General features: G+C 33.5%; 21 protein-coding genes and 1 tRNA gene. 7 read left to right on the top strand and 15 right to left on the bottom strand.

From position 1 onward, the window contains the following. Positions 1-49: 49 nt before the first annotated feature. From QXW15_RS02070 to QXW15_RS02050, 5 genes are all read right to left on the bottom strand, one after another. Positions 50-1,606 (bottom strand): tRNA uridine(34) 5-carboxymethylaminomethyl modification radical SAM/GNAT enzyme Elp3, encoded by a 1,557-nt coding sequence (locus tag QXW15_RS02070; RefSeq protein WP_054964063.1) that lies wholly within the window; start codon positions 1,604-1,606, stop codon positions 50-52. 24 nt (positions 1,607-1,630) lie between these two features. Next, entirely contained in the window at positions 1,631-2,317 is a 687-nt protein-coding gene (locus QXW15_RS02065) for a hypothetical protein (RefSeq protein WP_054964064.1), read from the bottom strand. 81 nt (positions 2,318-2,398) lie between these two features. Then, positions 2,399-3,100: a hypothetical protein gene (locus tag QXW15_RS02060; protein ID WP_054964065.1), complete on the bottom strand. Its 702-nt coding sequence runs from the start codon at positions 3,098-3,100 to the stop codon at positions 2,399-2,401. Positions 3,101-3,163: 63 nt separating this feature from the next. Beyond that, entirely contained in the window at positions 3,164-3,745 is a 582-nt protein-coding gene (locus QXW15_RS02055) for an alpha/beta fold hydrolase (protein ID WP_048101410.1), read from the bottom strand. A 111-nt stretch (positions 3,746-3,856) separates the two neighbouring features. Further along, positions 3,857-4,459 (bottom strand): hypothetical protein, encoded by a 603-nt coding sequence (locus QXW15_RS02050; protein WP_048101411.1) that lies wholly within the window; start codon positions 4,457-4,459, stop codon positions 3,857-3,859. A 123-nt stretch (positions 4,460-4,582) separates the two neighbouring features. On the opposite strand from QXW15_RS02050, the gene QXW15_RS02045 reads away from it, so the two are divergent. Together QXW15_RS02045 and QXW15_RS02040 are read left to right on the top strand one after the other, a co-directional pair. Further along, positions 4,583-6,292, top strand: coding sequence for an ABC transporter ATP-binding protein (locus tag QXW15_RS02045; RefSeq protein WP_342789891.1), 1,710 nt, complete (start codon positions 4,583-4,585; stop codon positions 6,290-6,292). 3 nt (positions 6,293-6,295) lie between these two features. Continuing rightward, positions 6,296-8,008 carry an ABC transporter ATP-binding protein gene (locus QXW15_RS02040; RefSeq protein ID WP_054964067.1) on the top strand — a complete coding sequence of 571 codons (1,713 nt, stop codon included), beginning with the start codon at positions 6,296-6,298 and terminating at the stop codon, positions 8,006-8,008. A 28-nt stretch (positions 8,009-8,036) separates the two neighbouring features. On the opposite strand, the gene QXW15_RS02035 is transcribed toward QXW15_RS02040, so the two are convergent. From QXW15_RS02035 to QXW15_RS02025, 3 genes are all read right to left on the bottom strand, one after another. Further along, a complete protein-coding gene (locus QXW15_RS02035; RefSeq protein WP_048101415.1) occupies positions 8,037-8,411 on the bottom strand; it encodes a MazG-like family protein in 375 nt (124 codons plus the stop codon). Positions 8,412-8,543: 132 nt separating this feature from the next. Next, positions 8,544-9,533 (bottom strand): 60S ribosomal export protein NMD3, encoded by a 990-nt coding sequence (locus tag QXW15_RS02030; protein WP_048101416.1) that lies wholly within the window; start codon positions 9,531-9,533, stop codon positions 8,544-8,546. Positions 9,534-9,557: 24 nt separating this feature from the next. Continuing rightward, positions 9,558-11,477 (bottom strand): thioredoxin domain-containing protein, encoded by a 1,920-nt coding sequence (locus QXW15_RS02025; protein WP_082180444.1) that lies wholly within the window; start codon positions 11,475-11,477, stop codon positions 9,558-9,560. Positions 11,478-11,668: 191 nt separating this feature from the next. Between QXW15_RS02025 and QXW15_RS02020 the strand changes: the two genes are divergently transcribed. After that, a complete protein-coding gene (locus QXW15_RS02020; protein ID WP_048101417.1) occupies positions 11,669-12,241 on the top strand; it encodes a 2,3-diphosphoglycerate-dependent phosphoglycerate mutase in 573 nt (190 codons plus the stop codon). On the opposite strand, the gene QXW15_RS02015 is transcribed toward QXW15_RS02020, so the two are convergent. Continuing rightward, the gene (locus tag QXW15_RS02015) at positions 12,238-12,633 is read right to left on the bottom strand and encodes a metal-dependent transcriptional regulator (protein WP_048101418.1); all 396 of its coding nucleotides are present in this window, start codon (positions 12,631-12,633) and stop codon (positions 12,238-12,240) included. The genes QXW15_RS02020 and QXW15_RS02015 overlap by 4 nt on opposite strands. A 238-nt stretch (positions 12,634-12,871) precedes the next feature. On the opposite strand from QXW15_RS02015, the gene QXW15_RS02010 reads away from it, so the two are divergent. Beyond that, positions 12,872-13,504, top strand: a complete 633-nt coding sequence (locus tag QXW15_RS02010) for a 30S ribosomal protein S3ae (RefSeq protein ID WP_048101419.1) — start codon at positions 12,872-12,874, stop codon at positions 13,502-13,504. Positions 13,505-13,513: 9 nt separating this feature from the next. Beyond that, positions 13,514-13,601 (top strand) — tRNA-Met (locus QXW15_RS02005). A 55-nt stretch (positions 13,602-13,656) separates the two neighbouring features. Here the strand turns inward: QXW15_RS02005 and QXW15_RS02000 are convergent. Further along, positions 13,657-14,133: a pyrimidine dimer DNA glycosylase/endonuclease V gene (locus tag QXW15_RS02000; protein WP_055040777.1), complete on the bottom strand. Its 477-nt coding sequence runs from the start codon at positions 14,131-14,133 to the stop codon at positions 13,657-13,659. Between the two features lie 213 nt (positions 14,134-14,346). On the opposite strand from QXW15_RS02000, the gene QXW15_RS01995 reads away from it, so the two are divergent. Beyond that, positions 14,347-16,353 carry an ATPase/DNA packaging protein gene (locus tag QXW15_RS01995; protein ID WP_342789890.1) on the top strand — a complete coding sequence of 669 codons (2,007 nt, stop codon included), beginning with the start codon at positions 14,347-14,349 and terminating at the stop codon, positions 16,351-16,353. Between the two features lie 90 nt (positions 16,354-16,443). Here the strand turns inward: QXW15_RS01995 and QXW15_RS01990 are convergent, their stop codons facing one another. The 4 genes from QXW15_RS01990 to QXW15_RS01975 all read right to left on the bottom strand — a co-directional run bounded on the left by QXW15_RS01990 (position 16,444) and on the right by QXW15_RS01975 (position 20,250). Continuing rightward, positions 16,444-17,880, bottom strand: coding sequence for an MFS transporter (locus tag QXW15_RS01990; RefSeq protein ID WP_054964142.1), 1,437 nt, complete (start codon positions 17,878-17,880; stop codon positions 16,444-16,446). A gap of 123 nt (positions 17,881-18,003) precedes the next feature. Continuing rightward, on the bottom strand, positions 18,004-18,882 hold the full coding sequence (locus QXW15_RS01985; RefSeq protein WP_054964141.1) for a pirin family protein: 879 nt from the start codon (positions 18,880-18,882) through the stop codon (positions 18,004-18,006). A gap of 795 nt (positions 18,883-19,677) precedes the next feature. Continuing rightward, a complete protein-coding gene (locus QXW15_RS01980) occupies positions 19,678-19,950 on the bottom strand; it encodes a hypothetical protein (RefSeq protein WP_201779076.1) in 273 nt (90 codons plus the stop codon). A gap of 63 nt (positions 19,951-20,013) precedes the next feature. Then, positions 20,014-20,250 carry a hypothetical protein gene (locus tag QXW15_RS01975; RefSeq protein WP_054964140.1) on the bottom strand — a complete coding sequence of 79 codons (237 nt, stop codon included), beginning with the start codon at positions 20,248-20,250 and terminating at the stop codon, positions 20,014-20,016. Positions 20,251-20,634: 384 nt separating this feature from the next. Between QXW15_RS01975 and QXW15_RS01970 the strand changes: the two genes are divergently transcribed. Further along, on the top strand, positions 20,635-20,967 hold the full coding sequence (locus QXW15_RS01970; protein WP_048101424.1) for a hypothetical protein: 333 nt from the start codon (positions 20,635-20,637) through the stop codon (positions 20,965-20,967). Here the strand turns inward: QXW15_RS01970 and QXW15_RS01965 are convergent, their stop codons facing one another. Continuing rightward, complete coding sequence (locus tag QXW15_RS01965; RefSeq protein ID WP_048101425.1) at positions 20,968-21,624, bottom strand: uracil-DNA glycosylase; 657 nt, start codon at positions 21,622-21,624, stop codon at positions 20,968-20,970. Positions 21,625-21,632: the final 8 nt, after the last annotated feature.

Genomic DNA, 21,632 nt, shown 5'->3' with positions numbered 1-21,632 from the left:
ATAAATAATCATTTTTTAGTTTTATTCTGGATATTAAATGCATGTATTTTTAGTTGTGATTCAGGGATTTTGCCATGTAAGGGCCAAGCCTTTCATAACCAAGCTTCCTGAAGTAGTTTCTGACACCAATTCCGCTTATTACAAGTATGCGTTTTTTGTCATATTCCTCAAGTGTTATTCTCTCGGCCTCCCTGATTAGCCTCTGGCCAAAACCATGATGCTGCCAGTTTGTTTCTATTTCAGAACCTATTGGCACCACATCACCAAGAACCTTTATTTCTCTTATGATGGACGATCCCAGAACCTCCTTTCTATGTGCCATTTCAGAGGGGATCCTGAGCCTTAAATATCCAATAATCTCATTTCTGGAGTTTTCAAATGATAAAAATATTTCATCCCCGCCGGCTGCGATATAATTCCTTCTGATAAGTTTGTAATCGCTATCAAATTTTTCTCCTGTTATTCCTACCTCCCTGCTTCTTATCTCCATTGTCCTTATTCCAAGGCTTTTAAGGTTTTCATTTACAAGATTGTGAAGGTCGCTTCTCTTAACGCCGGCCTCTATAAAATGCACCGGTATATCCCTCTGCATTCTCATGACCCTTACCCATGGTGGCATGTTTTTCATAAAGTATGATATTACCTGCACAGCCCTTTCTGTATCATATGGTGTATATTTTCCCTCCCTCCAGAGTCTGTATACTGATGTATTTTTAACCACAAGCGTAGGATATATCTTAAGCATGTCAGGCATGTAATCCGGTGATGACATCATCAGGTCAAAACTTTTTATATCATCCTTATAATCCGCCCCGTACATGCCCGGCATAAGATGGTATAAAACCTTAAGACCGGCATCCCTTGCAAGCTGGGTTGATCTTATGATTTCTGCTATACCATGCCCCCTTAAGTTATCCCTTAAAATCTTATCATTTAAAATCTGAACCCCAAGCTCAACCTTTGTTGTACCATATGACAGTGCAAGGTCTATTTCCTTTTCATAAAACCAGTCCGGTTTTGTTTCTATTGTTAATCCTATGCATCTCCTTGATGCTGTTTCATTTTCTAAAATGGATTCCTCAAGTGTATTTGATATTTTTTTATTCATGCCATCAAGGCAACCCTTGACAAAGTTTTTCTGGTATTCCTCGGTTCTCGCGGTAAATGTGCCACCCATTACTATGAGGTCAACCTTGCTTGTATCATGCCCAATATTTTCAAGCTGCTTTAACCTGTTAAATGTTATATTGTATGAATCATAATAATTATTTCTACCCCTTAATGCAGATGGTTCAAATCCTGTGTATGACTGCGGTGAATTATTATCAACACCACCGGGGCAGAATAAACATTTGCCGTGCGGGCATGCCTCCGGGGATGTCATTGCTGCTACCACGGCAACCCCTGAAATTGTTCTTGTTGGTTTCTTTTTTAAAAGCTCCCTGAATTCGTTTTTATTATCCCCATAATTTAAAATTTCAACATCGCTTGGAACAACATCAAGATTAAATTTTTTTGATAGTTTAACCTTTTCTTTCTGCAATTCCATCTTATTTCTTATTCTTCCGCTTTTTAATTCATTTGTAATTTCTTCATAGAAATCCATAACTGGTATCTAAATTATAAATGATTATAAATTATTATTCATATCATCATTTTTCTGCGCCATCTGCTCCCTGTATTTTTTTCTTCCAATAAACCTTATAACGTATGAAAGGGCTATGGCAATAACGATAACACCATAATCTATGTAAAGGAAATAATGTGAATCAACAATTGATTTGGGAAGTATAAATGAACCTGCAAAAATAAAAATTATTGCAAGCACAAATACAAGGTTTGATGCAATTAAATAGCCACGTGACATTCTGTACATGTTTGCACGGTTATTTTGCATGTTTCCGGGCTGTGGGCCAAGACGGTTAATATACGGTGACAGTAATGATAAATAAATTATTAATGGAACCTCATCATTCATAAAATCGCATACACCAATTAAACTGTCACCTGAAATGGTAATTGTTCCAACCTTTGTGCCATCTGAAAGCAGATTTGAAACGCGGTTCATTCCGTCGGAGCTGAATGCAGTTATTGAATAATTTCTACCATTGTAATTCATCCTGAGCCCGCGTGAAATTGAACCCATGTCCATATCATTTTGCATTATCTTATATACACCGCCGGTTCTCTGTATTGATATTGTCTGCTGACCGGTAATTTCCACAGCTCTTGGACCGAGGCTGCCCTGAACTGTATTTACTGAATAGACCTCGTTACCGTCCTGATAAATTTTTCCGCCCCTAAATTCATACTGCACGCTTAATTATTTAAATATATTATATTATGTTTTCTATTATAAAATAATAACATTATTTTAATGCAATAAAATTTTTTTAAATTACTGTGATTTTTTATCTGCCTCCTTTGCCTTTTTTGTTCTTGAATATGTACGTGATTTTTCTGTTGTCAGCATTGATATATTGTTATTTAATATATATCTGTATTTTTCAAGAAGGCCTTTAAAAAGTTCATGCTCCTTTTCATAGCTATCTATAATATCCTTGTTGTTTTTATCCTCCAGCTGCAGTGTCTTTATCTGGTATGAAAGATCATCATTTTTATCCTGCAAATCCTTTAAAATTGAATTTAATTTTTTGTTTTCCTCCATTAAATCATTAAATTTTTTTTGTATTGAATTTATATCACTGTTTAATGATGCGATTTTAATATCCCGATCATGCAACTCCGATTTTAAATCCTGTATCTGGTTTCCGGATTCTGAAAGCCTGTTATTCAAATCATTAATTTCATCCTTATAATGCTGTGTCTGTGCGTTAAAACTCTCAATTTCCTCTGTAAATTTATCCTTTAAATCGGAAAGCGCAGATATCTGGTCCTTTAAATCTGCCTGTGATTTTGCGTATTTTTCTATCTCAGAATCCTTTTCCATAATTGTATCATTAAGCTTTGAATTTTCATTTTCAAGCTGTGTTATCTTTTCCTTCAGCTGGCTGATCTCATTATCCTTATCCCCAAGCTCTGATTGCAGCCCCTTTAAAGTTTGTGTTAATTCCTCGTATTCCTTTTTAAGACTGGACATATGTGTTAATGATATCTGGAGTATATAATTTTTCGCATTTTATTTTAATGATAATAATAAAAATTACAATTTTTTTAAAAAATCTGTTATATGCTGGTTAAACTCTTTAGAGTCGTCAAGATAGCATGCGTGCTGCCTTCCAACATTATAAAACTCTGCCTTTTTATTGTATTTTAACAGCAGCTCATAATTATTCTGTGGTGAAACGGCATCGTTTTTGCCCCACATTAACAGCATTGGCTTGCCTGAGATATTATTTAATTTTTCCTCATACTGTGAAACACCAACAGCACCGCTGAGTACAAGGCCATCAACCATATCAGGATAATTTACTGCAAAGCCAACAACAGCCTCACCACCCATGGATGCACCAAGAATTATTGCACTCTTAATTTTTAGTGCTGTCATAAATTTGTTAATAAATTCTGATAATGATATGCTAAGATTTGCAGATTTGCCGAAACCCGGGAAATCCACAGATATTGCGTGAAAACCAGAATTTGCAACGGCATCTATTGTGCCGGTTTCCTCGTATGTCCTGCAGTTAAATCTTGCCCCATGAAACATTAAAAAGGGCTTTCCAGATCCGCTTTCAATATAATGTATGCTTGCACCATCCACATCAATAAATTTATCCTCTAACATATATTCTATAATTATTAGCTATTAATTAAACGTTTTCAATTTTTTATGTATTTTATTTAAAATGAAATAATTAATTCTGTCATACATTGAATGACAGAAAAATAAGAAAATTCAAATCCACATATCACCCTCCTTTAGATGGTCTATAAATTCTTTTGGTATACCCCTAGAAACAAGGTGATATTTATTTGGGATAACCTCCATGGATACAGCTGCGTCTATTATATCCTTAAGGCCAACGTATTTTATACCCTTTAACGAGCTTGTACCGAACATCCATGGCGGTATGTCAAAATAATTGCTCAGCCTTCCCGGTATGGCAGGCCTGAGTATTGTGTTTAATTTTTTTGAAATATTTTCATTGTAATACCATTTTTTAAAGAGCAGGCTGTAATCATACTTTGGCTCATAAACCTTCCATTCTATGCCATACTTTTTCTCGATGCCTAAATAAATGGCATTGCCCCCGAAGTCATCAACTGTAGTTTTTGGTGGCTCCTCCTCCATGCCTGTTACAGAATTAACCACCCTTACGGGCACCCTGTTATACCTTGCCATTGCATCGTTGATTATATTTTCAAGGCTTATTATCTCATTTTCATCCAGGCCTGCATCATTTTCAAGCTGCTGGGATATATCCATGAAATAATCTATGGAATTATCTGCTGGTGAATTAATGAGTTTTAAATAGTAATAATATCTTTCACCACTCATATTATCCCAAATACAATAAACTAATGAGAATATATAATATTATCGGTATGAAACTTTAATTTTTTATTCACTTAATACCGGTAAAAGATAAATAAAAATACAAATCGGGCATATAGATTTATAATGCGTTATAGGTTAAATGATTACTCCATAATATTTAGGAATGTCAGGGGGCTGTGGCATCTCATTACAGCGGTTGTTGCAGCATCCATTCTGTTTGCATACTTTAGTGTGTTAATACCGCTTTATATCGGTGATGCGGTAAATTCAATGAAGGAAAAAAATTTTATGGGAATCTATCATTTCTCCATCCTAATATTATTTGTATCGGCACTTGTATCATTTTTTATATTTATTATTGATTATTATTCAAATAAGGTAAGCCAGAGATTTATATATAATTTAAGAAGGGAACAGTTTGAAAAGGTAATGGACAGAAATTATGAATATTTTATGCAGAATCACCCCGGCGATACATTATCAAAATTCACAATGGATATGGAAACATTACGCCGATTAATAAATATGACACTGTCAAACTTCTTCAGTGTAACATTCCTAATAATTGTTGCAGCCATAGATTTGACAAGGCTTTATTATGGTTTTACATTAATATTCTTTGCTGTAATCATTCCTGTGATCCTGTTAACTGTTAAATTACAGAGATCACAGAGGCCGTACTGGAGGGGTTTAAGGTCAAAATATGGATATATGAATGATAGGTTGAACCAGAATATTGCCGGTAACAGGGTTGTCAGATCCTTTAATGCTGAGGACAGTGAAATAAATAAATTTAATTCAATAACAGATGACTACTATGGGGACTATAAAAATATTGCGGCAATAAGGTCCTTTTATGTGCCATTATCACTCTTTCTAATAAGCATGGCAACAGGTTTCATAATAATATATGGTGGCTACCGGTCTGTTTATTATAATCTTAGCATTGGTTCAATAATAGCAGCAGTCAATGTTTTTGCCATAGTGCTCAGACCGGTTAGATTTTATGGAAGGTACATATCATTCTATGAAAATGGCAGGGCCAGCCTTGAAAGGATTAATTCAATGGATTATACTCCGGAGAAAGATTTATATTCTATAAAAAACATAAATTCATATGATATAAAAATAGTTAATTTGAGTTATAATATCAATGGCAGGACCCTGCTGAAAAATATTAACATGGATATGCCTGAGGGGTCAAAGATAATGATAATGGGCTTTACTGGATCCGGTAAAACAACACTTGCAAACATAATATCCGGTCTTTATAAGAATTATGATGGCCATGTTTATCTCGGTGGAAATGAATTAAGGGAAATAAACGATAAGATTCTAAGGAATACCATAGGAATAATTTCACAGGACATAACATTATTCTCCGGCACAATTAAATTTAATATAACGCTTGGCATGGAATATACAGATGATGAGATTAAAAATGCTGCCAGAATTGCAGGCATTGATGATTTTATAGAATCACTTCCAGACAAATATGGCGCACTCATTGGTGAAAGGGGCATTAACCTTTCAGGGGGCCAGAAGGAAAGAATAGCCATTGCAAGGGTGGTTATAAAAAATCCAAAAATTATTATTTTTGATGATTCCACCGCAAATCTGGATGTTTACACGGAACATGAGATTATTGAGTCGCTCAAAAACTATATTATTGACAAGACTGCAATTATAATAAGCAACAAAATTTCCGCATTAAGTCTTGCAGATTTTGTAATAATAATGAAGGATGGTGCAGTAATTGATCATGGCCCAAGGGATTATATTGAAAAGAACAGCCCCATAATGGCTCAATTTTATGAAAGCCAGGAGGTATGATTAATGTTTAATAAATACCTTATAAGATTAATAAGGCAGATGCTGGGTTACCGGAAGAATTCATTAATTATTATAATCTCAATAATAGCAACATCTGCAGTTTCAATGCTTGGCCCACTGTTTATAGGCCTTTCTGTTGATTATATACTGGATCTTAGATTCAGGCTTGTGGTTTTATTCTCAATAATTTATATTTTGGTATACTTTATTAATTATATTGCATCAAAAAAGAGAACGTTTTATTCAATGATTACGGCCCAGCAGGTTATAAAAAGCCTGCGCCAGAGCATGTTTAAAAACTTACAGTATGTGCCGCTATCATATTATGGCCAGAAACAGTCAGGCCAGATCATTAGCAGGATTACAAACGATGCTGAGACATTAAGCGAATTTTTAACATTTCAACTTCCACAGGTTGCTGCAGGTGTAATTGGCATAATTGCATCCATAATAATTATGGTTTACCTTGACCCTGTGTTAACTGCCTATGCGATTATTGTTATTCCGTTCCTTCTGGCGGTAATTGCAATTATGAGCGGAAAAATAAGATATAATTATCATGAGGTTAGAAGAAAAATAGCAGCATTAACAGGTGGTGTTTCAGAATCAATAAATGGTATAAATGCTGTTAAATCAAATGGTGCAGAGGATGTATTTGAAAGGCAGTTTGAATCGCTCAACAGGAATAATTTTAATGCAAATGTTAATGCAGTTAAATTAACATCAATTTTTTCCAGCATGATGGAGATTATTGAGGCGGCCGGAATTATCCTTGTGCTTTATATGGGTGGCATGCAGATATTATCCGGTACCATCAGCATAGGCCTTGTTGTATCCTTTGTCATATATGTTCAGGGATTTTTCACGCCCATTGTCCAGCTTTCCCAGTTTTATAACTCATACCAGTCATCATCAATTGCGGTGGAACGTATCTATAGAATAATTGATGAGCCTGCAGAGGAAAATCATTATGATGTGGATGATATCAGCTTAAAAGAGTCAATAAAACTTATTAATGTGGATTTTTCATACAATAAAACAAGGGTTTTAAAAAATATATCAATGGAGATAAAAAAGGGTGAAAAAATAGCACTTGTGGGCAGAACGGGTGCTGGAAAAACCACCATTACAAATTTAATACTAAAATTCTATCATCCCGATTCAGGATCAATTTTAATGGACAATATTGATATCTCAAGAATTAATACATATAATTACAGAAAACATTTTGGTGTGATACTTCAGGATCCCTTTCTGTTTGATGGCACCATTCTGGACAATATTAAATTTTCAAATGAAAATATTACAGAGGAGGAAATAAAAAATAAAATTAATGATCTTGGCCTCTCAGAGGTATTTTCAGGTTTAAATTTGCATGATGATATTGGCATGCATGGAAACAGGCTTTCTGAGGGGCAGAGGCAGGCGGTGTCAATTTTAAGGGCCGTTATTAAAAACCCTGATATTATAATAATGGATGAGGCCACATCTGAACTTGATTCAATCAATGAAAAAAGAATTCAGGATGCATTATTGAATTTAATGGCGGATAAGACAATGATTATAATAGCACATCATATTAAAACAATACTTCATACGGATGCTGTTTATTATCTTGATAATGGCAGCATAGTGGAATATGGAAATCCGCAGGCCCTGCTTAAAAAGGAGGGGAAGTTTTACAGGATATATAAATCAATTTACACACAAAATTAAATTAATGAAATTTTTAAAATAGCTGCTGTTACTTTTCCTTATGGTCCGGTGATGGTATTTTTACTATTTTTCCCCTGACCTTTTCCACATCATACCTCTGATCCAGTTCAGACATTTTATTTAAGAATGCATCCTCAAGATTGAAGTTCAGCTCGTTTGCCATTGCAAGGCATGTGAAAAATATATCAGATATTTCATTCTGTATCTTTTTCATTATATCAGGATTACGCCCGTTTTTAATATCAGCCTCAAAATTTAGATCGTGCCATAGAAATATCTCCATGAGTTCAGAGGATTCTATGGCAGAGTTCATTGATAAATCCTTTAATGTCTGAAATTTTTGCCAGTCCCTTTTTTCAACAAATTCCCTTGCAATTTTTTGAAGGCCCTCAATTGTTGCCATAAATTAAAAAGGCAAATATATTATTAAAACTTTGGTGGTATTATCCGGTGATTCACCGTAATTCTAAATTGGTTTAAATAAGCCATAAAATTTTAAGCGCGCGGTTATGATTTATTAAATTTCTTCAAATGCTTACATGCTGTAGTACCTATCCCGGTATTTGTAAAGCGAGACCTCCTTTGAGTCAAATACCTGTCTTACAGTTATAATTTTATATGTTTCAGAATTCATTATCTGTGATTCTCCACCATCAGTGGATATTACTATGAATTTATCAATTAATGGCTCCTTTCTTATAATATTAAAATTCCTTCTGTAAAATTCCTTCTGTGTAATATTTTCTGTGGTCTGGGTGTCCAAATCCATAATACCAATGCTGTTTGCTGATATGGATGTAACCATATAATATTTTTTATCAAATAATATTGATCCCTTTGTAACATCAAGTATTCTTATTAAATGTGTGTATCTGAATATGTCTTTGCCATCCTTTCTCCCGGCAAGTGATTTTGTTTGCTTCATTGATGTAAAATACATGCTATTTAAAAGCTTATCTATTTTTATTGCGTCCTCCTTTCTGCCCAGATATATGTCTATGCCCTCCCTTTTATTTTCTATCCTGCTTATAAAGGAATTTGGGTTATCCCTGTTTAAATCCCTTACATACGACACAATTAGGTCTTTGGCATCATTGAGCCTGCTGTCAAATTCTGTGCTGAACGTTCTTAGCTGTATTATACCCTCATAATAAGACCCGGTAACCTTGTTGCATACAGGACAGCTTTCCTTTAAAATTTTAAGATCTATTTCAGCTGTTTTATTTACCATGCCAAGTGTTTTGCTATTTACATCTATATTTATTATGATTCTATCATCACTTAACTCCAGATTATTTATGGATTCAACATTGCCATTATCGATATTAATATGGCCAAGGGCCTGTCTTTTCAATACATTTTCAGTATCATTATAATACCATTTTTTATTTATTTTAAGTGCCCCGCATTTTGGGCATACTGTAATCTCCATTTTACTGGACTGAAGGCGGATCTGATCGGCAAGGCAGGATGAACACATACCATGTTTATATGCCTCGTTCTTTCCGCATATTATGCATTTCATCATTTTATTATTGCATAGGTGTATTTAAGCATTAATCAATTTTGGTATCATTGATTCATCTATATTATAGCATTTGTTTTCATCGCATACATTTATTTTATTATCACCTTTTTTTAAAATAAAGTAGTTCCATGGATAGTATTTTAGTATAGAATTTATTGCAGATTCATTGGTTGTTTCTATCTTATACATATTTATTCTTTTAAACAATGCATTTAATGAACCTGTAAAAAATACAGGATTCCTTTTAATACTGGATGCAACAGACCTTATGCTGTTATCAATAATTTCATTGTATTCATCATGAATATATGATTCAATGATAATATCATTTAATGCTGCTGAAAAGCCTGATGGAATTGCATTATCATTGCTTTCCCTTAACCTGACCGGCAGATCTGTCAGGTATGAGTAAAAACCTCCTGATGATTTATCATGGTATTTACCTATCATTGTTTTTATGAGATCATCTGCATAATTAAGGTAAATATCATTAAATGTTGCCTCATAGAGGTATAGCAGGCCCGAGGCAAAGAACGCGTAATCATCAAGAAATCCCGGGATTTCAGATTCCCCCTGACGGTATCTGTGCATAAGCACACCATCTTTATACATTTTTGAGATGATGAAATCTGCAGCATTTTCAGCAAGATCCAGATATTCAGGTTTTTTAAAAACAATATATGCCTTTGAAAGTGCCTCTATCATCATGCCATTTATATCGGATAATATCTTGTCATCGGTATTTGGTTTTATCCTTTTATCCCTGGCCTGGTGGAGCCTTAATATATTTTCTCTAAACTTTTTATTAAAAATTTCATCGTCATTCAAATTCTGTGGAATGTAAATGATATTTTTTCCTGTTGGTCTTGAATAGGCGTCATAAAAATTACCCTGCGGTAAAACATCAACTGTTTTCATAAAATCCTCATCAACCAGATTTTTTAGTTCTGTGTAATCCCATAGATAATATTTACCCTCCTCATTCTCTGAATCCGCATCAATTGCGGTAAGAAATGCACCATTAAACATATCAGATTTAACAAAATTAAAAATTTCATCAACGGTGTTTTTATAAAGATCCCTTTTTGTTAAAGAGTAGGCAAAGCTGTATGCTGAAATTGCAAGGGCCTGGTCATATGCCATCTTTTCGAAATGCGGTATTCTCCATATTGAGTCTGTTGAGTACCTGTGAAAGCCACCACCTATTTGATCGTAAATACCTCCAAGGCGCATATTTCTTAATGTTTTTTCAACCATATTTAAAGCATTTTCATTATGATATTTTTTATAGTACTGCATTAAAAATATTAGATTCTGGAATGATGGAAACTTTGGGCTTGACCCAAAGCCGCCTGACTCGGAATCAAAATTTTTTGAAAGTGATTTATATGCATTTTCAATTAGGGATTTTATATCATAATCATTGCTTTTATTTTCACTGTTTTCATAATTTTCAATTGCCCCTATTACGGAATCAGCATTTTTTAAAAGTTCAGACCTTCTGTGCTGCCAGAGTTCCATTACACTATCGCATATCTCAATAAGGCCCGGCATGTTATTTCTGGATGTTTTTGGTATATATGTAAATGCGAATATTGGTTTTTTATCAGGGGTAAGTATCATATTTAACGGCCATCCTCCCTGGCCTGTAAGAATCTGGCTCATTGTCATGTATAAAGAATCTATGTCAGGCCGTTCCTCCCTGTCAACCTTTATGCATACAAATGTTGAGTTCATTTTTGCCGCAACATCATTATCACTAAAACTTTCCATATCCATTACATGGCACCAGTGGCATGTGGAATAACCTATGCTCAGGAAAACAGGTTTATCAAGGCTCTTTGCAAGGTTAAATGCCTCATCAGACCATGGATACCAGTCAACAGGATTATTGGCATGTTCAAGTAAATATGGGCTCTTTTCATTTTTTAAATGGTTCATGCGTGCTTATCAAAATTATATATACAAATATATTGTTTTAAATTCTGCTAACCATTTTATATAATTAATATGAATTTAACAGGATTTTAAAAGAATGCAAAAATTTTTGCTTTTAAAAATCATAATTATTAAATTTTCATATATTTAAAAAATTTAATAAAAACTATAAACTAATTATATATATTCCATGGATGGATTATGCTGTTTTAATCAGGCACGGCGAAAGCTATACGAATAGAACCGGCATACTCTCAAGGGACCTTAATAAATATGGGTTAACTGAGACCGGGGAGGAAATGGCGCGATTCACCGGTGAGCAGCTTAAAAATTTGAAATTTACAGGTATAATATCAAGTCCGGTTCTGAGGGCGGTTCAGACATCAAAAATACTGGCATCCTATGTTAACCTTGATATTACTGTTGATAACAGGGCAATAGAATCGGATTTTGGTGTTTATGATGGAAAAAGGATAATAGAGATACCAAATAAAAAAAGGGAGGAGCTTGGGATGGAGTCCTTCCAGTCCCAAATGGAAAGGATGATAGACCTTATTAATTCCTATGATGGAAGGTACATAATAGTCAGCCATGCATTTCCCATAAGATGCGCCATATGTTATTACCTTGACCTTAATGAGGAGGAGAGTTTTGGCATTGATATAAGATATGCATCCATGTCATTTATAGACGTTAAAAGAAAAAAGCCCCTTTCAATAGGGTCATTGCTTATTACAGACAGAATAAAAAAAATATTTAAATCTTAAACTGCATGGACCGGCTTTCCATGGGGGCATTTATCAGGATTCCCTATTGTCTGAAGCAGTTTTTCTATTGATGATGTGTCCATTAGATAATCTACCTTTTCAACCTGTGTGCAGGCCTTATCACTGTTAACACCGCTTCTTGTTAAAATTATTTCAAGGGTTCTATGGGCCATCATTATCTCACTATAAATCTCATTCCCATAGTCTGTAAGTGTTATCATTCCCCTTTCCTTTTTAATTATGTTTTTGGATAATAACCTGTTAATTAATTCATGTGCTGTGGGTGGTTTTATATTCATCAGACCTGCCACATCAGAAAGCCTTAAGGGTAAAGGTTTGCTATTATCGTGAATAACTACAATACAATCCCTTTCCTTTTTTGTTATATCCATAAATTAGTATTATGCTAAAATATTTAAATATTTCTTTTTTATGGGTATGCTTCATAACCGAAATTCCCCAGTAATTTAGATTTCTTAATGCCTTATGAACACCTCTTTGTTTAGACCAATATTTTCAAACAAATAATTAATTACATTTCTTTTTACGAAAACATTATAAATTTATAAACAATAAGGTATTTCACTATAGGATAATCAAATTCAAATGTGAATGTGAACGGGGGATTAAATGGTTGATAAAAGAAAGGTTAACACAAAGGATAAATGGAAGGAAAAATCATGGTATACGGTAGTTGCACCTTCATATTTTGGTGAGAAGGAAATTGCATTAACGCCCGGTTCTGATCCAAGATATATAATAAATAGAACTGTGGCCGTTCCTGTATCAGAATTTACTGGAAATTTTAAGAAATCATCATCCATGGTGCTTTTCAAGATAGATAACTGTATTGGTAAAAAATGCTCAACAGTATTCATAGGACACAAAGTAAGCGACGATGCAATAAGGAGGATGGTAAGGAGAAGAAGGGAAAGAATAGATATTATAACAGCAGTAACAACAAAGGATTTGTATAAAATCGTTGTAAAGATAGTTCTTGTTGCAGATAATAAGTTAACCGGAACAAAAAGGGCCGAGGTTAGGGCCACAGTTGTATCATACATTAGTGACAGGGCTGCAAATATGAAACTTTCCGAGCTTGCACTCTACTTAATCGGCGATGATATATACAATGATATAAGTGATGCATTAAAGGATATATATCCAATTAAAAAAATAGAAATACGCCGCTCAGAGGTTGAGGGCAAATCTGAACAGACCGTTTTAAATGAAACACCTGTTGAGCAGGAAGTGGAGAATTAAAAAAAAGATGCCGGGATGGCTCAGTTGGCAGAGCGTCGGACTCATAAGCATATGCTGAGATATCCGAAGGCCTCGGGTTCAATCCCCGATCCCGGCATACCAGCAATATTTAATTGTTAATTTTTACAATTAATGTTTTGTTTAAGGACTGCCTAAAGAATATCATCCAAAAGCTGCATGGCATTTTCCACCTGATATCTTTTGGGTTTTTCAGATGAGTTATTAATATTTGGCTGCTTATGAATGGCATACTCCCATTTTTCCCTAAGATCCATTCTACCAATGTTTTGCAGATACCTCTCACGGCAGCCACTGCAGCGCCCCATTAGAATATTTAGTGAATATTTTGGGTCAATTACCACTGACAGTTCCCATTCAAATAAATGGCCTGCAATCTCCGTGGGGTCAAAAATTAGGGGGCTATTATGTTTATACCCGCGTGATAGCATCTCCTCCACAAGTTGATTATGCCTTGATAACATTGTATTAACCTGTATGAGCTTTTCAGATGCGTACCTTCCCAAATGATTTCCTTCCCTTAAATATCCAACGGCCATATGTATTTCATTATGCTCTCCCAGCAGATGGCTGCTGCACATATATTTTGGATTAACCATCCACATTCTCATTAAAATCTTTATGCCACATATATTAAAAATATTTATTAAAAAAATCCTGATAAACTCATATATTATATAATCCGCAATTTAATAAATAATTAGGCAGGGAATTAAACTCTTAAGGCTTAAACAGGTTTTAGGTTAATTATACCACTCAAGACTTAAATATTGTTTAAGCATGCCTTACCTTGCATATAAATACTGTTAAATTAAGTAAGGGTGATGTTAATTAAAATACCTGTAAATACATATAATTATACCCCGTATGTTTTTGGAATCTCTATCAAAAATTTTTTAGTAATTATAATAGGAATTACTTTATTCGCGGTTTTAATTAAAATAAATATATACATACCTTTTATTTTTCTGATAATATACCTGTATATTTTTCTTGGCCATAAAACAGACATTTGGGTATTTTATAATTCGTTTAGAGAGAGTATCAATTATAAAACCAGCAGTATTAATCAAACAAATGATGATGGGATTTTTTTAAATGATAAAGAATTTATTTCAGCATTTGAATTAAACACCGGAAATTATTATATGAATTTAAATAAAAACAGGATAATGGGATCATTTCAGGGACTTATAGAGAATATTGATTCCGAATTAACAATAATATCCAAGCCTGTTAAATATGCAGATGGGTCATATTTTTATAAAACCTTTTTAATAATTTCATCAGGGATTATTGATATTATTAAAAATGATTCTGAGTTTATATTAAAGAATAAATTAATAATTAAAAATCAGGTTTATAACCATGAAGAAATTAGCAGGATTTTATTTTTGACAACTGAAAGGTTTTTTAAATCGTTCTTAAAAACCAATGATTATTTTGCCTCACTTCTTGATCTACGTGATGCGAATTATGATCAGGATTTTCTATATAACCTCCTTATTGATAGTTTTAGTTTCCCCTGCATAGCGGTATTGAATCTAAAATCGATAAAAAATAAGGATGTAAGATTAAAAAGGATGCTTGCAGAGAGAATTTCAGAATTCAGAAATAAATCCACAAGGACTGTAAATATTAAGGACCAGATAAATTCAATTAAAAATATGCAGGATTCTAAAAAAATTTTTGATATGTATATGACCTTAATAATAGAATCGGAACACCCGGTTGACCTGAAAAATAACACCGATAATACCGTTAAGCATCTAAAATCAATGGGGCTGGAATTCAAGATTTCAGATCATTTAAAATACAGGAATTATAACCTCAGAAAATTATATGTAAATGGATATAAATATTTGATAGGGTCAAAATGTTTTTCCAGTATGGTGCCCCTCTCATTTTCTGAATATGAGAAATCATGCCCTGCAATTGCAATAAATTCCATAAATAATAAAAAATTTTACTTTAACCCGTTTAATTACCAGTCATATAATATGATAATAACTGGAGAAACAGGTTCTGGCAAGACCTTCTTCACCAAAAAAATTCTTAAATCCCTCCATGAATACTATGAAATGGCATTTATCATAGACCCCCTAAATGAGTATGATGATGGCCTTATTATTAACTCATCCAGCGGTGAATACTTAAATTTCAGTGTTGATAACTATGAGGAAAAATCCATACTTGCACTGTTTATAAGCACAATATTAAGGGATGTAAAATATCTTGATATATTAAATACACTAAATAATATAAAACCCGGAAATGATATTAAAAAAATCTTAACCGACATTAATAAATATTATTCAGGAAGTAACCATTCATCATCATTAAATTATTACATTAACAATTACATTAAAATTCCTGTGAATGCAAATAATAAAAGAATAATATTTAGGTACTCCCTTGATAGGGAGGATTTAAAAATGCTTAATTTTATTTTTATACTTGCACAGATAAATAATATGGCAAGGTCATATAATGGACATAAGCTTGTTGTAATAGATGAAAGCCACCTGCTTCTTGGCAATCCAGAAACGGCTGAAACCATAGACAATTTTATACGAAATTCCAGGCATTATGGGACATCCATTATAAATATAACACAGAATATAGATGATTTTTTTATGAATATCAGATCACATTCAATTTTTAAGAATTCAAGCCATGTATTTTTATTCCGGCAGAAGGAGTCAAAAAATTTGAATAAAATCCTAAACATAGAAATTAAAACTGAAAACCTGCCCGGAGGTACCGGTTTGGGATATTCTGAATGCTATTATTATGGAAACGACACCTTATACCGCTTAAGGATCATTTAGTTTCGCATGAAAAACATGATTTATGTTAATGATTTTTTAAACAAATATTTATGCAGGTATTTAAAAAAGATGTTATTTCAATGTAATATTTTATGCTGTTTCTTCAACAGTTTTATTACTGCCATGTAACACGGTTATATATGAGAAAATGCATCCAAGTACCAGTATAATGAAGGAGACAATTAATGCTGAGTGGAGACCGGTAATAAACTTTGCAGATAGCCCACCGTTGAGCCTGCCAATGCCCAGAAAAACCTCAAAGGTAACATCTCTTGGTACTGTGGCGGCTGCAACAGTTATTGCAATAACATAGCTTAACAATGTGCCAATGTTTGATAGTGTTCTTAAAAGACCAGAAATTGAACCATAAAATTCCCTTGGTGTGTTTGACATAACCGCACTTGTATTTGATGGCCAGAACATTGATCCCCCAAAGCCAGTAACAAGGGAACCTGCTATAACTATATAAATTGGTGAGGATACACCAAGGAACAGGTATATTATTATACCCACGGCCATCATGGCAATGCCTGTGCCTGAAAGAATACCCGGGGGAATTCTGTCGGATAGCCTTCCCATTCTTGGTGCCAGAACGCTTGATAATAAATATCCGGGAACCAGTATAAGCGATGCATAAAATGGTGAGAAGCCCCTGACACCCTGAAGATACATTATTAATATAAAAAGAACGGCCAAAAATCCTATGGCCTGAAAGGTTGCGGCCATTAATGAATATGAAAGTTTTTTTATCCTAAATACTTTTAGCTGCATCAATGGATTTTTGGACCTTGCCTCTACCGCTATGAATGGTGCTATAAGTAATATGCCTGCCAAAACCAGTATAATATTAACTGTGTTTACACCAACGGATGCGATCTCAACAGAACCATATGATATTAGAGATAGAATAGAAACAAGTATAATAACACCGGGCACATCTATTTTTGTGCTTATTTTTTTATTGTCTTTTATGTATTTTGCGGCAATTAACCATCCAATTATGCCAATTGGAACATTAATATAAAATATATATCTCCAGCCTATAAACGTTGTTATGACCCCGCCAAGGACAATCCCCAGAACTCCGCCTATATTCCAGCCCATGCTTGTTATTCCGAAAGCCCTGCCGCGGGTACCCTTTGTAAAGTAATCGGCAATAATTGCATTGCTGTTTGCCTGAAGAAGAACGGCGCCAAAACCCTGTATTACCCTTGATGAAATTAAAAATGTGACATTGGGTGCCGCACCGGCCATACCAGAGCCTAGTATAAATATGAGAAATCCAATGTTGTATATTCTTCCCCTGCCATAAATATCGCCAATTTTACCAAGCTGTGTTGTAAATGCTGCAAGCACCAGAAGATAAATTAATATGACCCATATCGTTGAAAGAAACGGTGCCTTCAAATCAACCGTCATTGTTGGCAGTGCAAGCAGGACTATTGTGGTATCTACTGCGGACATCAGTGTGCCTATAAAAACACTTATTAGTACATATGTTTTTATTTTCTCACCATTTGATTCCATAATTATTCCACTTCACGCAGTCGGGTCACTGCAGCGGGATTTTTAAATCCCAAAATTACTTATCATAATAAATTATTTATTTATAAAATTTTTGTCAAAAAGTTATTTATGAAATTGATTTAATTAGTCTATTACTGGATGTTTTTCCCTTACAAACTTATTATTATTTATATCGTTTATGGCCTCCTCAATCTGTTCACGTGTGTTCATGACAATCGGGCCATACCAGTAAACAGGTTCATTTAATGGCCTGCCAGACATTAATAAAATTTCAGATGAAACATCCGCATAAACATCTATCTCATCACCTGAAAGTGAAAATGATACTGCATTGCCTGCCATGAATGTATTTCCAGAAATTTTAATGCTGCCGCTTATAATATATATAATAACGCGGTAATTCTCAGCCGATATGTATTTTATCTGTGCCTCAGGATCCATGGATATATGGAAATATGATATGTCTTGAGTTCCACCAGAATAAATACCCTGAACTTTCATGTATTTGCCGGCAATAACCCTAACACGTATGCCGTCTCCTGAAATTTCAGGGATTTCATTTGATTTTAGGGATCTGTATACAGGAGTTGACATCTTCTGTGATGCCGGCAGGTTTATCCAAAGCTGAAATCCTGCAAGCTCTGTATCCAGAATCTTTCCCGCATTATCCTCCATATATTTTGGCATTTCCTCATGGAAGATGCCGCTCCCGGCTGTCATCCACTGAACATCACCAGGATATATTGTTCCGGAGTTGTCCTCACTGTCCCGGTGATATACCTTACCCTTAAGTGCATAGGTAACGGTTTCTATTCCACGGTGTGGGTGCCATGGAAAACCAGCAAGGTAATCATCAGGATTTTTTGAACCAAATGCATCAAGAAGCAGGAATGGATCGGTTAATTTTACTGTTTGCTGTGACCCGAATATGCGCCTTAATTTAACGCCTGCACCATCCCGGGTTTCCATACCCTCAAACATATATTCAGCAATTTTGTACATGTTATTAACATATTTTCATTATTTTAATACTTTTTCTATACGAATTTATATCAAATAAATATTTGTATATCTTCAACATTGATTATTTAAAAGAATTTTTGATATTGGTGTCTCAACTTTTAATAACTGGCAATTTTAATTATTCTCCTGGCCTTTTGCACCCCTTATACTTGGAGTTGCCTAGATGTTATACCACTGTTTAAACTTCAATAATTGCATCTCATCGTACATTTTTTACATTGCATATTTTTCTTAATTAATTATCCAAACAGGCATGGAAAATGTTATTTGTATTTAACATCTGGGTGAATAAATATATGAATATCCTTCATTATCTCAATGCCAGTTATTATGTTCATTTTCAATCTACTATCAATAATTCTAGGTTACAATTTCTTCATAAATACTGTATACATAATGTTTGTTCTAAAAATAATTAATTTGATCTTGTTTCAGGAATCACATCACCTATGGATTCTCAAAAAATTTTAAAATTGATTATTTTATTGCATATATGTTGATATTTGGTTCTGGTATTCTATAAAGCTTGATACAATAATGCATTAACATGATATGGGTTTACCAGTTTTGATAACTACATCTTTTATTTGTACAAATTATTGTTAAAAAATGTGCGTTATCAAAGACGTAATTATGTATTATATGTTTTTTTAATTATACATATTTTTTTATTTGTAACATTCAATTATGGGAAATGATTCAATACCGATGGTTATGGCTACCTTCTTCAATGGGAATATTATTTTATTGTTTTAAACCATATTGTTGATAATATTAATCCTCTAAATTTATTCTTTTAATATCCATTTTGTCATATACGTGGTCAGAACTAATTATTTCTCCATTGCAATGCGCTGCATGGAATGCATCGGAAAAATTAACCCCACTTTTTATATACTCTGCGGCCAAAATATACATACTGTTATTTTCATGGCAGATGGCCATAACGTCTTTTTTAATTTCAATAAAATCCAGATCATATTTTTTGGCCAGCAGCATTAATTCAATATATGTTACCTCTGAGGTTTCAATTTTATGGTTTTTCATAATCTTAACTGCATTTTCCTTTAACCAATCAGAATTTTTAAAATTGCCAGAAAAAAGTCGGTATCAGCGTATGTCATTATAAGCCTCCTCATTTATATCATTTTTTAATTTTTTGATCGGTATATCCCTTAACCTTTCTCCAAGCCTTATGAGGTCCTCTATTGGATTTTCAGGAATATCATAAAGTATAATTTTGTCCCTGTATGGAACTATAAAAAATTTTGTTCCATAGTTTTCTCTTATTTCTTTGGGAATGTATATTTTACCATTTTTTTCCATTCCTATTATTGAATTTACCATAAGACTGTATTATATAATTAAATATTAAGTTATTAATAAATACTGATGATAAATATTTATTAATTTTTTTAACATCAAAAAAGGCCATAATATATACGACCTATTATTTCCATTATTTATCCTAATTTTCCAAAATTTTTTGTGGTATTCAGTATAAGAGTATGCATACATTAATATGCCATTAAAGATTTAAATGTTCAGCTTCAATGCTGGATGTTCTTATATTTAAAGTTTAAATAGCCGTTAGACACTCCAATGTTTAACATTATTGATTATAATATCATTAAACATTGAAATTCATAAATAATTCATATTCTCCGGAATTATAATTTAAAAGGACATTGATTAAAAATTTTTAAATATAATATTTAACTAATATATGCAATGGCTGTAACTCCAAGAAAGGGCGTTTTTATACCCAGAAGGGCAGTTTATGTAAGAAAAAGAAAGCATTCATCAAGGGAGCGCTTTGAGCCCGGGTATATAACCAAGGAAAAGCAGAAATTAAAAAACGAAAAGGATAATATAATAAACCTTAGAAAGGCATTGAATAAATGTGGTGGAAGGAATGATTGCATCAGAAAGGTGGTAAGAAGAAGCAGAATATGCTATCATGATGTTATAGAAAGTGAGGAAAAAATAGACAGAATTTATTTAAGAAATGGTGCATATTTTCATTTAGAAAATAATAAATGGTTTTACCATAAAAAGGAATGATCAGGAATTTATGTATTTTTTTATTTCCCTTAAAAATTTTATAAAGTTCTCCCTTTTTAATGACCCGGTATTAACATTTCTTGGGCTTGGATGGTATGAGCAGTAAAGTCTGATTCCATTGATATCATAATAAAGTTCATTTCCAAATTTAACATTTTTAATGTTTATTCCCTTTTCTGATAGTATCCTTAAATAGGAATCAAAGGCTATTTTACCAAGAACCAGAACAGCCCTAAGCTTATCCATCATTTGTATTTCTCTTATAAGAAACGGCTGGCAATTTATAAGCTCATCCTTTAATGGTATGTTATCCGGTGGCGCACATTTTAATGCAAGTGTTATATACATATCATTGTATGTTAGTCCATCATCCCTGGATGTTGATGTTGGGATATTTGTAAAACCTGCCTCGTAAAGTGCCGATATCAAAAAATCGGAGCTTTTATCACCTGTAAAGATCCTGCCTGTTCTATTACCACCGTTAAATGCCGGTGCAAGACCAATAACGAGCAGTTTACCGTGAATGTCCCCATAACCTGTAACGGGCCTGCTCCAGTAAATTTCTCCAGAATACCTTCTTGGTATCTCCCGCGTCGTCCTGTATTCCACAAGCCTTGGGCATTTTCTGCAATTGATTATTTCTTCATTAAGATTCATTCTTTTAT

This window comes from Acidiplasma sp. (assembly GCF_038728925.1).
In the GTDB taxonomy this organism is placed as follows: domain Archaea; phylum Thermoplasmatota; class Thermoplasmata; order Thermoplasmatales; family Thermoplasmataceae; genus Acidiplasma; species Acidiplasma aeolicum.
Note: the sequence above shows the minus strand (reverse complement) of the source record. Positions and strands in the feature narration are given on the sequence as shown.

Coding starts and splice junctions, on each gene's coding strand:
- QXW15_RS02060 (WP_054964065.1), bottom strand. CDS start 3,100: ATGTCCAGTCTTAAAAAGGAATACGAGGAATTAACACAAACTTTAAAG.
- QXW15_RS01975 (WP_054964140.1), bottom strand. CDS start 20,250: ATGGTAAATTCAATAATAGGAATGGAAAAAAATGGTAAAATATACATT.
- QXW15_RS02040 (WP_054964067.1), top strand. CDS start 6,296: ATGTTTAATAAATACCTTATAAGATTAATAAGGCAGATGCTGGGTTAC.
- QXW15_RS02035 (WP_048101415.1), bottom strand. CDS start 8,411: ATGGCAACAATTGAGGGCCTTCAAAAAATTGCAAGGGAATTTGTTGAA.
- QXW15_RS01965 (WP_048101425.1), bottom strand. CDS start 21,624: ATGAATCTTAATGAAGAAATAATCAATTGCAGAAAATGCCCAAGGCTT.
- QXW15_RS01985 (WP_054964141.1), bottom strand. CDS start 18,882: ATGTACAAAATTGCTGAATATATGTTTGAGGGTATGGAAACCCGGGAT.
- QXW15_RS02070 (WP_054964063.1), bottom strand. CDS start 1,606: ATGGATTTCTATGAAGAAATTACAAATGAATTAAAAAGCGGAAGAATA.
- QXW15_RS02045 (WP_342789891.1), top strand. CDS start 4,583: ATGCGTTATAGGTTAAATGATTACTCCATAATATTTAGGAATGTCAGG.
- QXW15_RS01980 (WP_201779076.1), bottom strand. CDS start 19,950: ATGAAAAACCATAAAATTGAAACCTCAGAGGTAACATATATTGAATTA.
- QXW15_RS02015 (WP_048101418.1), bottom strand. CDS start 12,633: ATGGATATAACAAAAAAGGAAAGGGATTGTATTGTAGTTATTCACGAT.
- QXW15_RS02020 (WP_048101417.1), top strand. CDS start 11,669: ATGGATTATGCTGTTTTAATCAGGCACGGCGAAAGCTATACGAATAGA.
- QXW15_RS02025 (WP_082180444.1), bottom strand. CDS start 11,477: ATGAACCATTTAAAAAATGAAAAGAGCCCATATTTACTTGAACATGCC.
- QXW15_RS02030 (WP_048101416.1), bottom strand. CDS start 9,533: ATGAAATGCATAATATGCGGAAAGAACGAGGCATATAAACATGGTATG.
- QXW15_RS02050 (WP_048101411.1), bottom strand. CDS start 4,459: ATGAGTGGTGAAAGATATTATTACTATTTAAAACTCATTAATTCACCA.
- QXW15_RS02000 (WP_055040777.1), bottom strand. CDS start 14,133: ATGAGAATGTGGATGGTTAATCCAAAATATATGTGCAGCAGCCATCTG.
- QXW15_RS02055 (WP_048101410.1), bottom strand. CDS start 3,745: ATGTTAGAGGATAAATTTATTGATGTGGATGGTGCAAGCATACATTAT.
- QXW15_RS02010 (WP_048101419.1), top strand. CDS start 12,872: ATGGTTGATAAAAGAAAGGTTAACACAAAGGATAAATGGAAGGAAAAA.
- QXW15_RS01970 (WP_048101424.1), top strand. CDS start 20,635: ATGGCTGTAACTCCAAGAAAGGGCGTTTTTATACCCAGAAGGGCAGTT.
- QXW15_RS01995 (WP_342789890.1), top strand. CDS start 14,347: ATGTTAATTAAAATACCTGTAAATACATATAATTATACCCCGTATGTT.
- QXW15_RS01990 (WP_054964142.1), bottom strand. CDS start 17,880: ATGGAATCAAATGGTGAGAAAATAAAAACATATGTACTAATAAGTGTT.